We start from the raw sequence: 16,012 nt of genomic DNA on the forward strand, positions 1-16,012 counted from the left end.
CTGGATTGAAATTTCTTAATAATCTATACACTTTCACAGGTTTAGGTTATAATGATATATGTATAGAACAAAGGTTTTTAGAGTTAATAACCTTAATGGAGGGTGATACTAATTAGCGATCAATTATCTATCTTTTCTATCATGGAAAAACCCAAGGAAGTTAAGGATAAGGAAATACCTGAAGGCTTTGATTTAAAACCTGGAGAGCTTTATTGTCCTTATTGTAGGCAAAAAGCTGTATTTATAAGGGATAAAAAAAATGGCGTACATAGATGCAGTTTTTGCGGTATTAGTAAAAATGATTATTGGGTTAAAAAAGTAAATAACATAAAAAAATAGTAAAACTTAAAAATTCCCATGTACAAAATAAAATATGTACATGGGAATTTAATTAAGCCCGGATTATTCATTAAAAGTTTGAAAGGGTGCAAGTAGTTTTGAATTCTAAGACTTTCATCAAGTTTGAAGGCATACCCAAACGGTACGTCGAGAATTTGATGGAGGGCTTAGAATCAAAAGGACGTAGCAGAATTTTGAATTTTTCATGGATAATCCGGGTTAAGTTATATTTTTATACAATATATAAGTTGATATAGATGGAACACTCACTTCGTTTCTAAAGACCTTGATTCCATGTGTTACTCCTTTATGGTTTGCTTCAAATTCATTAGCAATTACCTTCCACTCTCCCTTTAAAGGTAGACCTACTTTAACATCGTTTCTATTAGCATTATGAATAATTAATATATGATCATGGTCTTCTTCATATGGAGAATTTAAAAGATATGCAACACTATTTTCAGGAGAACCTAGAAATTGTATACTATTCCTTACATCCTCAGCTTTATCTAGAGTCATAACCCTCTGGCCTTTTCTAATAGCAATTAATCCCTTTATATATTCAAAGGTCTTATTATATTTATGCTTTCTACTCCAACATATCTTATTTATTTCGTCACCTGCATTATAACTATTATGGTTACCTTTTTTCGTCCTTAAAAATTCTGTTCCTCCTTGAATAAATGGTATACCCTGAGAAGTAAGTATAATAGACAGTGCTAATCTATTCATTCTTTCTCGTTCTTTATCTGTGGCTTCTGAGTTGCTTTTTTCAATTTTGTCAAATAGGGTTAAGTTGTCGTGTGAGCTTACATAATTTATAGTCTCTATAGGATGTTCGGCAAATCCGTACAATCCCATACCATATTGTATACTTCCAACAATACCTTTTTTAATCTCCCACTCTAGTCCCCATCTTCCATTCACAAATCCTGTATAGGTTCCATCATTGTCTCCCTTTAAAGAATTTCTGAAGTCGTCATTGAATACAGATATGTCCATTCCTCTTTGTTTTCCCTTTCTAAACTGCATATCGTAGGGAAGTGGTGTATCTCCTCCAGTCCATGGTTCTCCATAGACTAAAATTCTCGGATTAATTTTCTTGAGTTCCCTCAATACTTCCTTTATTGTCTCTATATCATGAAGAGCTATTAGATCGAATCGAAATCCATCTATTTTGTATTCTGTGGCCCAAAACTTTACTGAGTCAACTATAAATTTCCTCATCATAGATCTTTCAGATGCAGTTTCGTTTCCACACCCGGAACCATTTGTATATCTTCCATTTGTATCTGTTCGATAATAGTATTTAGGTTCCAATATTTCAAAGGGATTCTTCCTCATACTAAAGGTGTGATTATATACAACATCCATAATTACACTCAAACCATTTTCGTGTAATGCTTTTATCATCTCTTTAAATTCTTTAATTCTAATTGACCCATCATATGGATTTGTAGAATATGATCCTTCTGGTACATTATATAAGTATGGATCATATCCCCAATTGTACTGAACTTCATCTGTTTCATCTACACTGGCAAAATCGAAAACCGGTAATAGATGAATATGGGTAATCCCTAGATTCTTTAGGTGATCTAGTCCAGTTGATATTCCACATTTTGACTTAGACCCCTTCTCTGTAAATGCTAAGTATTTCCCTTTATTTTTCATGCCGGAATCCTCATCAATTGAAAAATCCTTTACATGCATTTCATAAATGACGGCCTCGCTCGCCTTAATGATTATAGGCTTTTGATGACTTTCCCATCCTTTAGGATTAGTTGTGCTCAAATCTACAACCATTCCCTTTACTCCATTTGCAGTCGCAGCCTTTGTATAGGGGTCCGGTGTTTCGACTTCCATTCCATCTACTATTACGATGTAGTTGTAATATTTATTTTTGTAATCCCCTTCTAGTTTTAGCTCCCATACGCCTTTATCGCCCTTAATCATAGGAAATATTTTCCCACAACTGTCTTTATAATCATCATAAATTACAACCTTTATATCTTCTCTAGTAGGTGCCCATACTTTAAATACTGTATATTCCTTGTTGTAATTTGCTCCTAAATCTTGGCCATTATAGAAAAGTTCCTTCCATTCATTCAAATCATTACCCAATTCTTACTGCACTCCTTAAAAGCTTAACAAAATTATTTTTTCCTTAGATCAGGAAATAAACTCATATCCCATATTTCTGAAGTATATTCATGTATTGTTCTATCACTGGAAAATATTCCTGAGCAGCCAATATTAACAATAGACATCTCAGCCCATTTCGATTTGTTCCTATATAGTCTATCTATTTTTTCGTGTGCCTTCACATAGGAATCAAAGTCCTTTAGGACAAAGTATTCATCATTATGTTTAAGAAGTGAATCATATATGATTAAAAATTCTTCATACCTTACGGGAAAAAATTCATTTAACAACTGATCAAGTACTGTCTTAAGCCTTATATCTTTATTATATAAATCTATGGAATTATATGTTCCACTACTATATAATTCAAATATTTCTCTTTCTTTTAGGCCAAAGATTACTATATTTTCATCACCAACAGCATTTTTTATTTCAACATTGGCACCGTCAAGGGTTGCTACAGTAACTGCTCCATTCATCATAAATTTCATATTACCAGTCCCTGACGCCTCTTTTGTTGTAGTTGATAATTGCTCACTTACGTTTGCTGCTGGTATTATATATTCCGCCAAAGCTACTCCATAGTTTTCCATGAATACAACCTTCAATTTATCTTTGATTCTCTTATCATTATTTACTTTGTCAGCTAAACTATTAATTAGTTTTATTGTCTGTTTGGCTATATAGTATCCAGGTGCAGCCTTTCCTGCAAATATAAATGTCCTTGGAACTATATCGAGATCTGGATTTTCAATAAGTTTATTATATAAATACATAATATGTAAAACATTTAATTTTTGTCTTTTATATTCATGGATTCGTTTTGCTTGAATACTAAATATTGAATTAGGGTCTACATTTATCATACTTTTTTCCCTAATCATATTTGTAAGCTTATACTTATTATTTTGTTTTATTTTATATATGTCCTCTCTAAATGAAACATCCTCTCTAAGCTTCAGTAATCGTCTTAATCTTGTTGGGTTTTTTATCCATGTTTCTCCAATAGATTCGCTAATTAGATTCGCCAATTCAGGATTACATTTTAGAAGCCATCTTCTATGGGTAATTCCATTGGTCTTATTATTAAACTTCTTTGGATATATACTATAAAAGTCTCTAAACTCTTGTTTTTTTAATATCTCAGTGTGTAGTTTCGCTACCCCATTTACACTATGGCTTCCTACTATTGCTAAGTGAGCCATCTTTATTTGTCCATTTGCAATGATTGCCATCCGCTCTATACTTTTAAGCTCCCCAGTATATTTTGTATCCCATAATCCTTTACAAAATCTTTCATTTATTTCATTTATTATCATAAATATACGTGGAAGTAGGGCTTTAAACATATCTATATTCCATTTTTCTGATGCTTCTGCCATAATAGTGTGGTTTGTATAGGATATTGTACCAGTAGTTATCCTCCATGCCTTATCCCATCCAAGGCATTCTTCATCCATCAATATTCTCATCAGTTCCGGTATTGCAAGTGCAGGATGGGTATCATTAATATGAATTGCAACATATTCATCCAAGTCTTCTATTGATTTCCCAAGCTTTTTAAATGTTCTAATTATACTTTGTATTCCGGCAGAAACTAGAAAATACTCTTGCTTAAGTCTTAATATCCTACCTTCATCAAAGGAATCATTGGGATATAAAACTTGAGAAATAGATTCAATGGAGTGTTTTTTTTCAAATGCCTTTAAGTACTCTCCTCTGCTAAATGTGCTGTAATCAAATTCTTGCTTTTGAAGCTCTGCACTCCATAATCTTAAGGTATTTACAGTATTATTTTTATATCCAACTATAGGTGTATCATATGGAACTGCAAGTATCGACTCATAGTTTTCATGGATAAATTTTAGGCTGTCATTTTCCTTTAATACCCTTATTTCTCCACCAAATTTTACTTCTACAGCTTTACTACTTCTCCTAATTTCCCACAAAATCTCATTTTGGAGCCACTTATCTGGAAATTCTACCTGATATCCATCGATTATTTTCTGTTCAAAAAGACCGTATTTATACCTTATTCCACATCCATGCCCGGGTATATCGATAGAAGCCATTGAATCTAGAAAGCAAGCTGCTAGTCTTCCCAGTCCTCCATTTCCCAGACCTGGATCCTTTTCGACTTCTTCAATTTTACCTAGGTCTATGCCTAGCTCTCTCAGTCCCTCTTCACAAATTTCCTTTATTCCTAGGTTTATGAGATTGCTTATGAGCAGTTTACCTATTAGGAATTCCATAGAAAAATAGTAAACTTGTTTTTCCTTGTCCTTTACATATTTTTTATTTGTTTCCACCCAGTTTTCGTATATATAGTCTCTTATTAAACTAGCTAAGGCATAATACTTATCCCAGTCAGAAGCTTCTTCAATCCTATTTGCCCTTTCAGATTCTAACTTCTTTATAAAATCCGTTTTAAACTTCTCCTTGGTTAGCTTCATAAAATCAACCCCCTTCTTAGTAAAGCATCATGAGTCTAATTTCTCATATAACACTTTATAAATCTCAGCTGATTTTCTCCAACTGTAATCACCCTTCATAGCATTAGATACTATTCCATTCCATCGCTCTTTATCTTTATAAAAACTAAGTGCCCTTTTGATTGTATATAGCATTTCATGGGCATTATAATTAGCGAAGCTAAATCCATTGCCCTCACCTGTATATTTATTATAGGATGTAACGGTATCCTTTAAGCCTCCAGTTTCCCTTACAATGGGAATGGCTCCATATCTAAGGGCAATTAGTTGACTTAGTCCACAAGGTTCAAATTTAGAAGGCATAACAAACATGTCAGATGCTGCGTAAATTTTATGGGCTAGGGATTCGTCAAATAGAATTTGAGTTGAAACTTTTCCTGGATATCTATCTTGATATTCCTTTAGTTTAGATTCAAAATAGGGTTCTCCAGTCCCTAGAACGACCATTTGTATATCTTCCTCAAGCAATTCATCTAGTATATGTAATACTAAGTCTAGTCCCTTCATGTGGGCCAACCTAGTAACCATTCCTATTAAGGGGACATCTTTTCGCTCAGGAAGATTTAAAATCCTTTGAAGCCCAACTTTATTTTCTAATTTTTTTTGCAAAGAATCGCTATTGTACTCTAGAAAAATGTGTTTATCCTTGTCAGGATTATATAAATCATAATCTATCCCATTTACAATTCCATACAAATCACTTTTTCTGGTTCTTATGAGTCCATCGAGATTTTCCCCAAAATATTTATATTGTATTTCATCTGCGTAGGTCTGGCTAACGGTAGTAACTATATCGGAGTATTTTATTCCACCTTTTAGAAAGCTAATCCCACCAAAGAATTCAAGAGCATCTGAATGAAAATATTCCATATCAAGGTCTAATAACTCTCCTAATATTTCTCTTGGGAATACTCCTTGATATTTTAAATTATGTATAGTAAAGATAGTTTTTATCTTAGAATACTGAGACTTATTTCTATATTGTCCCTTCAACAACGGACTTATCATTCCCGTATGCCAATCATTACAATGTATAATATCTGGTTTAAAGTCTAGATTGGCTATCATCTCTAGGACAGCTCGACAAAAGAAAGAATATCTTTCTCCATCATCATAATGTGCATTATATCCACAATCTCTTTTGAAATAATACTCGTTATCTATGAAATAAAATGGTATCCCATCATATTCTAGATATTCTATACCGCAGTACTGATTTCTCCAGCCAATCTTAACTTCAAAGCTTTTTAAAAAGGTCATTTTTTTCCTAAATCTCTCCGGAATTTGTGAATATTTAGGAAGCACTACCCTAACATCTGTTCCTAAGTGCCTTAGTTCCTTTGGTAAAGAAAATGCTACATCCGCAAGTCCCCCACTCTTTATAAATGGAACTGTTTCAAAGGTAGCATATAGTATTTTTCGCATTTTTATCCCTCCAAGGTTCTATAATTTCATATTTTTCTTTACTACAAAGGGGCTCTTTTTATCTCCACTAAGAACCTTACCCTTGGTTATGTGAACATATTTATCGAGTATTACATCCTTTAGATAGGCGCCTGATTCAATAGTACTTTTACGCATAATTATACTGTCTTTAATAACAGCACCCTTCTCAACTTTTACGCCCCTCCCAATAACACTATTTTCAACGATACCTTCGATAATGCATCCATTTGCTACAAGGGAGTTTGTAACCCTTGCTCCATGTGCATACTTTGTTGGAGGTTCATTTTTAACCTTTGTATAAATTAAACCATTCTCATGAAATAGTTCTCTTGAAACCTCTATATCTAGCAATTCCATATTGGTTTTGTAGTAGTTCTGTATAGAATTAACACAGGACAAATATCCATCGAAGGGATAGGCATTTACATTTAATTTACTGATACTTTGAAGTATTGCTTGCTTTAAATATTGACTACTCCCAGTGGCTATGCTATCGTTAATTATCTCTAATAGCAATTCCTTCTTCATGATATATGTTTCCATAGACATATTGTAGAATCTTGTGCTTCCAGTATTCCTTCCTAGGTTTAAAACCCTATCATTTTCATCTAAGTTTAGGGTATCGCAATTTAAAAACTTTTGATAATTATTTTCCATCTTCTTATACATAATCGTAATGTCTGCTCCAGTTTCCTTGTGATACTTAAAAACATCAGCATAATTGACATTGCATACCATATAACTCCTTGCTAAGAGAACATAATCCTGTTTACTATGCTCTATGTAGTCCATATGATTCTTAAAGTTTTCTATATCACCATTACGAAAGCTTAAATTGTGCAAATTTATTACTGGATTGAGTACAAATAATCCATCTATTTTTCTATCTAAATCCCAGTCCTTACCTGTTTCTATATGATCCATCAAAGAACGGCTTTTCCCCTGTGTAAATATTGCTACATTGTGTATACCTGCATTAACCATATTAGACAAGGTAAAGTCTATGACTCTATTTCTTCCCGCAATAGGTATTGTAGCAATCGGTCTATTGTAGGTAAGTTCCTTTATTGCCTCTTCACTCTCACTAAGATTAATTATTCCCATAAGATCCTTCATATTTTATCCCCCTTTGTGATTTTAACGGTTTCTTTCTTCATTCATTTATCACAACTATTTCTTCTTCATTCCCACTTAATATTTCACTTTCCTGTTCTACTACTACCTCACTCATAACTATGGCCTTATTTACTAATACATTGTCTTCGATCCTCGCATTAGGCATGACTATAGAGTCAATTACCTTCGAATTCTTCCCCACATAAACTCCGGGAAATAATACAGAATTTTCAACTTCACCGTGTACAATACATCCCTCATTTAGTAGGGAGGATTTAACACTACCAGTATTACTGATATAATGTGGTGGACTATTTGGATCATTTGAATATATCTTCCAATTACGGTCATATAGGTTTAGCTCATTACTTTCCTTTAATAGGTCCATATTAGCTTCCCACAGACTTTCAACGGTTCCTACATCCTTCCAATAGCCGTCAAATACATATGCATATATATTTAATCCGTTATCCACCATCTTTGGAATGATATTTTTTCCAAAGTCATTGCTAGAATTCTCATCCTCTTCATCCTCAATTAGATATTGTTTAAGCGCCTTCCAATTAAATATGTAGACCCCCATTGAAGCCAGATTACTCTTTGGATTTTCAGGCTTTTCATCAAATTCATATATTCTTTCATCTTCATCTATATTCATTATTCCAAACCTATGGGCCTCATCAAAGGGAACTTCTATGACTGCAATTGTAGCATCGGCTGATTTTTCTTTATGGCGTTCAAGTAATAAGGAGTAATCCATTTTATAAATGTGGTCACCGGACAAGATCAAAACATACTCGGCATCATACTTATCTATAAAATCCATATTTTCATATATTGCATTTGCAGTACCCTTATACCATCTACCACCCTTTGGTCCAACGTAGGGTTGTAAAATTGTAACTCCTCCATCCTTTCTATCCAAATCCCATGCACTCCCGATTCCTATATGAGAGTTTAATACTTGCGGTTGATACTGAGTTAAAACTCCCACAGTATCAATATCTGAATTTGAGCAATTACTTAAGGTAAAATCTATTATTCTGTATTTTCCTCCAAAAGGTACAGCGGGTTTTGCTAATTTTCTAGTTAATTTTTTTAACCTTGATCCTTGCCCTCCTGCTAATAGCATAGCAACGATCTCTTTTTTGTGATTTCTCATAGGTTGATCCCCCTTTAGATGTTTGTTTATAGTTTTTTGAATAAAATAATCTAACCCCATAAGGATTAGATATTACTTTTCCTCTTTTTGATAAATAATACTCCTAGTGGCGGAATTTGAATGTCAATAGAATAAGGCCTACCATGCCAATTAACTTTATCTGATTTTATAGATTCCCTATTTTTGATTCCAGCTCCGCCAAATTCTTCTAAATCACTATTGAAAACCTCTTCATATTCACCTGGATAGGGAACTCCTATTTTGTAATTATCTCGAGGCACAGGTGTAAAATTACATATACTTATTATAAAATCTTCTTTCTCTTTTCCCATTCTCATAAATGCAATTACACTTTCTTCATGATTGTTATGATCTATCCACGAAAAACCACTATGGTCATTGTCAAGTTGATATAGTGATTTTTCTTCCCTATAAAATCTATTCAATTCTTTAATGAAATTTTGCATCTTCTTATGCATATCAAAGTCTAACATCATCCATTCCAAACTTTTTTTGTAATCCCATTCTATGAACTGCCCAAATTCACCGCCCATGAATAAAAGCTTTTTACCAGGATGTGCAATCATATATGAATAGAAAGTTCTCAAATTAGCAAATTTCTCCCAATAATTTCCTGGCATTTTATCTATTAGGGATTTTTTCCCATGGACTACCTCATCGTGAGATAGTGGTAATATATAGTTTTCTGAAAATGCATATGTAAATGAAAATGTTATTAAATCATGGTGCCACTTCCTGTAAATATGGTCCATTTCCATATACCTTAACATGTCATTCATCCATCCCATATTCCACTTAAAATTGAACCCTAGGCCATCTAGATAAGTAGGAGTGGTTACAAGAGGCCATGCAGTTGCTTCTTCTGCTATCATAAGTACATTAGGGAAATTACTAAATACTACTTCATTCAATTTTTTTAAAAATTCTATTGCTTCAATATTCTCTCTTCCTCCAAACTTGTTTGGCTGCCAATAGTTATCCTTTCTTCCATAGTCTAAATAGAGCATATAGGATACTGCGTCTACTCTTAATCCATCTATATGACAGATATCAAGCCAAAATATAGCATTAGATATTAAAAAGCTCACTACCTCATTCTTTCCATAATCAAATACTGCCGTCCCCCATTCATGATTTTCTGCCATTTCTGGAGAATCGTATTCATAAAGGGGAGCTCCATCAAATTTATATAGTCCATGGCTATCCTTACAAAAGTGACCTGGCACCCAATCTAAAATTACACCTATTTGATTTTGATGGCATCTATCTACAAAATGCATAAAATCATGTGGAGTACCATATCTACTTGTAACAGAGTAGTATCCCGTTGTTTGATAGCCCCATGATCCATCAAAGGGATGTTCGGTAATGGGTAATATCTCTATATGGGTATATCCCATTTCAACAATATATCCGATAACTTCATCTGCAATTTCCCTATAATTGTAGAAGTCTCCATTCTCTTTCCTTTTCCAGGACCCCAAATGTAATTCATATATATTAATTGGTCCTTCGTATATAGATTTCTTTTCTTGCATCCATTCATCATCGTTCCACTTATATTCATCTAGTGAAAACACTCTAGAAGCAGTATTCGGTCTAACTTCTGAATAATATGCGTATGGGTCCGCTTTTAAAAGGATATCGCCATCTTCAGTATGAATCTCATATTTATATAGCTCCTCCTTTGCTAAATCAGAAATGAATATATTCCATATTCCCGAATCACTTACTTTTTTCATAGGATAGTCTATACCAATCCAACTATTAAAATCACCGACAATATTTACTTGCTTTGCATTAGGTGCCCATAAGGTAAAGCTCACACCCTTTAAACCCTTATGCTCTATTAAGTGTGCACCTAAAAAATTATAGCTTTTACAGTGGTTTCCTTGATGAAATATATGTATATCAAAAGAGCTCACTGACAAATAGTCAATGATTTTTTCCTTCATGATTTAAGCGCCTCCTTTTATCTTAATGTTTTAGAATCTTAATTCATTTCTCTGTTCTCATATTTTTAAAGAATTTGCCATATATTAAGTTTCATCCTATTTCTAAAATTTTTCACTTCTCTATATATATGCAAAAAAACGAAAATATTCCAACTTTTTTTGTTGATTTTTATACAAAATTTATTTTCCTAATAAAGTCTTCCTTATCAGCCTAGAAATTTGCTCAAATATATAGAATAAGACAATTCTTACGTTATTTAAATAACATAAAAATTGTCTTTTAAGTTTTCGTTTATATTTTTTTCAAAAAATAAAAAAATCAGAAGAATTTTTTCTTCTGATTTTAATTACAAACTGGCAACGACTTACTCTCCCAGGCGGCTGCCCGCCAAGTACCATCAGCGCTGAAGAGCTTAACTTCTGTGTTCGATATGGGAACAGGTGTATCCTCTTCGCTATTGTCACCAGATTTTTCGCTTTTAAGCGAATAAATATCATTAATTTAATTTTAAGTTAGAGATAATAAAAGATTTTATTCTCTCAAAACTGAACAATGGAAAGTATGGTCAAGTCCTCGACCTATTAGTACCTATCAGCTAAAGACATTACTGCCCTTACACCTTAGGCCTATCAACCAGATAGTCTTTCTGGGGTCTTAATCCATAAATGGATGGGAAATCTTATCTTAAGGTGGGCTTCGCGCTTAGATGCCTTCAGCGCTTATCCCTTCCGTACATAGCTACTCAGCGGTGCTCCTGGCGGAACAACTGATGCACCAGAGGTACGTCCATCCCGGTCCTCTCGTACTAAGGACAGCTCCTCTCAAATTTCCTGCGCCCACAGCGGATAGGGACCGAACTGTCTCACGACGTTCTGAACCCAGCTCGCGTGCCTCTTTAATGGGCGAACAGCCCAACCCTTGGGACCTACTACAGCCCCAGGATGAGACGAGCCGACATCGAGGTGCCAAACCTCCCCGTCGATGTGGACTCTTGGGGGAGATAAGCCTGTTATCCCCGGGGTAGCTTTTATCCGTTGAGCGATGGCCCTTCCACTCGGAACCACCGGATCACTAAGCCCGACTTTCGTCCTTGCTCGACCTGTATGTCTCGCAATCAAGCTCCCTTCTGCCTTTGCACTCTTCGCGCGATTTCCAACCGCGCTGAGGGAACCTTTGGGCGCCTCCGTTACTTTTTGGGAGGCGACCGCCCCAGTCAAACTGCCCACCTGACAGTGTCCCAAGACCGGATCACGGTCTCTGGTTAGAACTTCAGTATTACAAGAGTGGTATCCCAACAACGACTCCGCACAAACTGGCGTCCATGCTTCTAAGTCTCCCACCTATCCTGTACATGCAATACCAAAATCCAGTGCCAAGCTACAGTAAAGCTCCACGGGGTCTTTCCGTCCTGCTGCGGGTAACCGGCATCTTTACCGGTACTACAATTTCACCGAGCCTACTGTTGAGACAGTGCCCAAATCGTTACGCCTTTCGTGCGGGTCGGAACTTACCCGACAAGGAATTTCGCTACCTTAGGACCGTTATAGTTACGGCCGCCGTTTACTGGGGCTTCGGTTCACAGCTTCGCATACGCTAACCACTTCCCTTAACCTTCCAGCACCGGGCAGGCGTCAGCCCCTATACATCATCTTTCGATTTAGCAGAGACCTGTGTTTTTGCTAAACAGTCGCTTGGGCCTATTCTCTGCGGCCACCTCGGGCTATTCACCCTAACGTGGCACCCCTTCTCCCTAAGTTACGGGGTCATTTTGCCGAGTTCCTTAACAGTAGTTATCTCGCTCGCCTTAGGATTCTCTCCTCACCTACCTGTGTCGGTTTACGGTACGGGCACCTTTTATCTCGGTAGAAGCTTTTCTTGTCAGTGTGGAATCAGCAAGTTCGCTACTTATTTTTCGCTCCTCATCACCTTTCAGGATTGCAAAGACGGATTTGCCTATCTCTGCTCCCTACGGGCTTGAACCCACTCAACCAACCGTGGGCTTTGCCTATCCTCCTGCGTCCCTCCATTCCTCAAACGATAAAGTGGTGGTACAGGAATCTTCACCTGTTGTCCATCGCCTACGACTTTCGTCCTCGGCTTAGGTCCCGACTTACCCTGAGCGGACGAGCCTTCCTCAGGAAACCTTAGGTTTTCGGCGGGTAGGATTCTCACCTACCTCTCGCTACTTATGCCAACATTCTCTCTTGTATAAAGTCCACTGCTCCTTACGGTACAGCTTCAGCCGATATACAATGCTCCCCTACCCCTGCCATACGGCAAGCCATAGCTTCGGTAACAGATTTGAGCCCCGGTAATTTTCGGCGCAGAGCCACTCGACTAGTGAGCTATTACGCACTCTTTAAATGAGTGGCTGCTTCTAAGCCAACATCCTAGTTGTCTAAGCAGCTCCACATCCTTTCCCACTTAATCTGTATTTAGGGACCTTAGCTGATGGTCTGGGCTGTTTCCCTCTCGACTACGAATCTTATCACCCGCAGTCTGACTCCCAGATAAAAGAATACGGCATTCGGAGTTTGATAGGCTTCGGTAGGCGGTGAAGCCCCCTAGGCCATTCAGTGCTCTACCTCCGTTTCTCTAAATCTGAGGCTAGCCCTAAAGCTATTTCGGGGAGAACCAGCTATCTCCGAGTTCGATTGGAATTTCTCCGCTATCCACAGGTCATCCGATAGCTTTTCAACGCTAAACGGTTCGGACCTCCACGAAATTTTACTTTCGCTTCATCCTGCCCATGGATAGGTCACCCGGTTTCGGGTCTACGGCATGCAACTAAATTCGCCCAGTTAAGACTCGCTTTCGCTGCGGCTCCAGACCAAAGGTCCTTAACCTTGCTGCATACCGTAACTCGTTGGCCCGTTCTACAAAAAGTACATGGTCGTTCATATAAAGAACTTCCACTGCTTGTAGACATAGGGTTTCAGGTTCTATTTCACTCCCCTCCCGGGGTTCTTTTCACCTTTCCCTCACGGTACTATCCTCTATCGGTCACCAGGTAGTATTTAGCCTTGGGAGGTGGTCCTCCCAGCTTCCCACAAGGTTTCACGTGCCTCGTGGTACTCTGGAGTAGTGCCAAGGATCTTCTTCTTTCACCTACAGGACTTTCACCTTCTGCGGTGGGCCTTTCCAGACCTCTTCGGTTAGAATACCTTCCTCTTTATGGCTCTATCCACAACCCCTAAAGCCGTAGCTCTAGGTTTGGGCTCTTCCCCTTTCGCTCGCCGCTACTGAGGGAATCGATTTTTCTTTCTCTTCCTCAGGGTACTTAGATGTTTCAGTTCCCCTGGTTGCCTCCAACTGCCTATGTATTCAGCAGAAGGTATCTAAGGTTTACTTAGATGGGTTTCCCCATTCGGAAATTCCCGGATCAAAGCTTGCTTGCAGCTACCCGAGACTTATCGCAGCTTACCACGTCCTTCGTCGGCTCCTGGTGCCAAGGCATTCACCCTATGCCCTTAATAACTTGACCATTATATTAGTCAATAAAACCTTTTTACAAAAGTTAAATTAACTCAGTGAAATTGCTTTTATAGCAATTCTGTTTCTCTCCATTGTTCAGTTTTCAAAGAACAAAATTATGTTTGAGTGCTTTAACTTAATAGCATTCAAACATTCATGGTGGAGACGAGGAGATTTGAACTCCTGACCCCCTGCTTGCAAGGCAGGTGCTCTCCCAACTGAGCTACGCCCCCATAATTTTGTTGTATATTTAAATTGAATGTCCTTAGACATTCAAAACTAAACAGTGTAAGGTTTTCTCCTTAGAAAGGAGGTGATCCAGCCGCACCTTCCGATACGGCTACCTTGTTACGACTTCACCCCAGTCATTGATTTCACCTTCGGCAGCTTCCTCTTAAAAAGTTAGATAGCTGACTTCGGGTGCCCCCAACTCCCATGGTGTGACGGGCGGTGTGTACAAGACCCGGGAACGCATTCACCGCGACATTCTGATCCGCGATTACTAGTAACTCCAACTTCATGTGGGCGAGTTGCAGCCCACAATCCGAACTGGGACTGGCTTTTTGGGATTCGCTCCAGATTACTCATTCGCTTCCCGTTGTACCAGCCATTGTAGCACGTGTGTAGCCCAGAACATAAGGGGCATGATGATTTGACGTCATCCCCACCTTCCTCCGGTTTGTCACCGGCAGTCTCTCTAGAGTGCCCAGCTTAACCTGCTGGCAACTAAAGACAAGGGTTGCGCTCGTTGCGGGACTTAACCCAACATCTCACGACACGAGCTGACGACAACCATGCACCACCTGTCTCCTCTGTCCCCGAAGGGAAAGGTACGATTAAGTACCGGTCACAGGGATGTCAAGTCCTGGTAAGGTTCTTCGCGTTGCTTCGAATTAAACCACATGCTCCGCTACTTGTGCGGGTCCCCGTCAATTCCTTTGAGTTTCAGTCTTGCGACCGTACTCCCCAGGCGGAGTGCTTAATGCGTTAACTCCGGCACCGAGGGTGTGAACCCCCGACACCTAGCACTCATCGTTTACGGCGTGGACTACCAGGGTATCTAATCCTGTTCGCTCCCCACGCTTTCGTGCCTCAGCGTCAGTTGCAGTCCAGAGAGTCGCCTTCGCCACTGGTGTTCCTCCTAATATCTACGCATTTCACCGCTACACTAGGAATTCCACTCTCCTCTCCTGCACTCAAGCCATACAGTTCCAAAGGCTTACTACGGTTGAGCCGTAGCCTTTCACCTCTGGCTTATTTGGCCGCCTACGCACCCTTTACGCCCAGTGATTCCGGATAACGCTTGCCCCCTACGTATTACCGCGGCTGCTGGCACGTAGTTAGCCGGGGCTTCCTCCTAAGGTACCGTCATTATTCTTCCCTTAGGACAGAGTTTTACGACCCGAAAGCCTTCTTCACTCACGCGGCGTTGCTGCATCAGGCTTTCGCCCATTGTGCAATATTCCCCACTGCTGCCTCCCGTAGGAGTCTGGACCGTGTCTCAGTTCCAGTGTGGCCGATCACCCTCTCAGGTCGGCTACTGATCGTCGCCTTGGTAGGCCTTTACCCCACCAACTAGCTAATCAGACGCGGGTCCATCTTGTACCACCTGAGTTTTGACTAATGCGCCATGCGACGCTATAGTTTTATGAGGTATTAATCACCGTTTCCAGTGGCTATCCCTCTGTACAAGGCAGGTTACCCACGCGTTACTCACCCGTCCGCCGCTTTCCAGTTAATCCTTCATCCGAAGAATCAGTCATAACCTTCTCGCTCGACTTGCATGTGTTAAGCACGCCGCCAGCGTTCATCCTGAGCCAGGATCAAACTCTTAAAAAAAATCTGGCGTTTATTACTTCTT

General features: G+C 38.4%; 7 protein-coding genes, 1 tRNA gene and 3 rRNA genes. 1 reads left to right on the forward strand and 10 read right to left on the reverse strand.

Annotated elements, in window-relative coordinates; translation table 11 throughout:
- The first annotated feature begins 102 nt into the window (after positions 1-102).
- Complete coding sequence (locus R9X47_RS12735; protein ID WP_432667261.1) at positions 103-339, forward strand: hypothetical protein; 237 nt, start codon at positions 103-105, stop codon at positions 337-339.
- 219 nt (positions 340-558) lie between these two features.
- Here R9X47_RS12735 and pulA read toward each other — a convergent pair whose 3' ends face one another.
- The 10 genes from pulA to R9X47_RS12785 all read right to left on the reverse strand — a co-directional run bounded on the left by pulA (position 559) and on the right by R9X47_RS12785 (position 15,990).
- Entirely contained in the window at positions 559-2,463 is a 1,905-nt protein-coding gene (gene pulA / locus R9X47_RS12740; RefSeq protein WP_432667262.1) for a type I pullulanase, read from the reverse strand.
- Between the two features lie 32 nt (positions 2,464-2,495).
- The gene (locus tag R9X47_RS12745; RefSeq protein WP_432667263.1) at positions 2,496-4,937 is read right to left on the reverse strand and encodes a glycogen/starch/alpha-glucan phosphorylase; all 2,442 of its coding nucleotides are present in this window, start codon (positions 4,935-4,937) and stop codon (positions 2,496-2,498) included.
- 27 nt (positions 4,938-4,964) lie between these two features.
- Positions 4,965-6,401 (reverse strand): glycogen synthase GlgA, encoded by a 1,437-nt coding sequence (gene glgA / locus R9X47_RS12750; RefSeq protein ID WP_432667264.1) that lies wholly within the window; start codon positions 6,399-6,401, stop codon positions 4,965-4,967.
- An 18-nt stretch (positions 6,402-6,419) separates the two neighbouring features.
- Complete coding sequence (gene glgD, locus R9X47_RS12755) at positions 6,420-7,538, reverse strand: glucose-1-phosphate adenylyltransferase subunit GlgD (protein WP_432667265.1); 1,119 nt, start codon at positions 7,536-7,538, stop codon at positions 6,420-6,422.
- Positions 7,539-7,575: 37 nt separating this feature from the next.
- Positions 7,576-8,700: a glucose-1-phosphate adenylyltransferase gene (locus R9X47_RS12760; RefSeq protein WP_432667266.1), complete on the reverse strand. Its 1,125-nt coding sequence runs from the start codon at positions 8,698-8,700 to the stop codon at positions 7,576-7,578.
- Between the two features lie 65 nt (positions 8,701-8,765).
- Positions 8,766-10,676: a 1,4-alpha-glucan branching protein GlgB gene (glgB, locus tag R9X47_RS12765; RefSeq protein ID WP_432667267.1), complete on the reverse strand. Its 1,911-nt coding sequence runs from the start codon at positions 10,674-10,676 to the stop codon at positions 8,766-8,768.
- Between the two features lie 352 nt (positions 10,677-11,028).
- Positions 11,029-11,145, reverse strand: a 5S ribosomal RNA gene (rrf, locus tag R9X47_RS12770).
- A gap of 93 nt (positions 11,146-11,238) precedes the next feature.
- Positions 11,239-14,161 (reverse strand): 23S ribosomal RNA (locus tag R9X47_RS12775).
- 147 nt (positions 14,162-14,308) lie between these two features.
- Positions 14,309-14,384: transfer RNA gene (locus R9X47_RS12780), tRNA-Ala, on the reverse strand.
- A gap of 73 nt (positions 14,385-14,457) precedes the next feature.
- Positions 14,458-15,990 (reverse strand): 16S ribosomal RNA (locus tag R9X47_RS12785).
- Together the 16S, 23S and 5S rRNA genes with 1 tRNA gene alongside form the textbook arrangement of a ribosomal RNA operon.
- Positions 15,991-16,012: the final 22 nt, after the last annotated feature.

The sequence above is a fragment of the Wukongibacter baidiensis genome (assembly GCF_050888315.1).
GTDB classification, from domain to species: Bacteria; Bacillota; Clostridia; order Peptostreptococcales; family Caminicellaceae; genus Wukongibacter; species Wukongibacter baidiensis.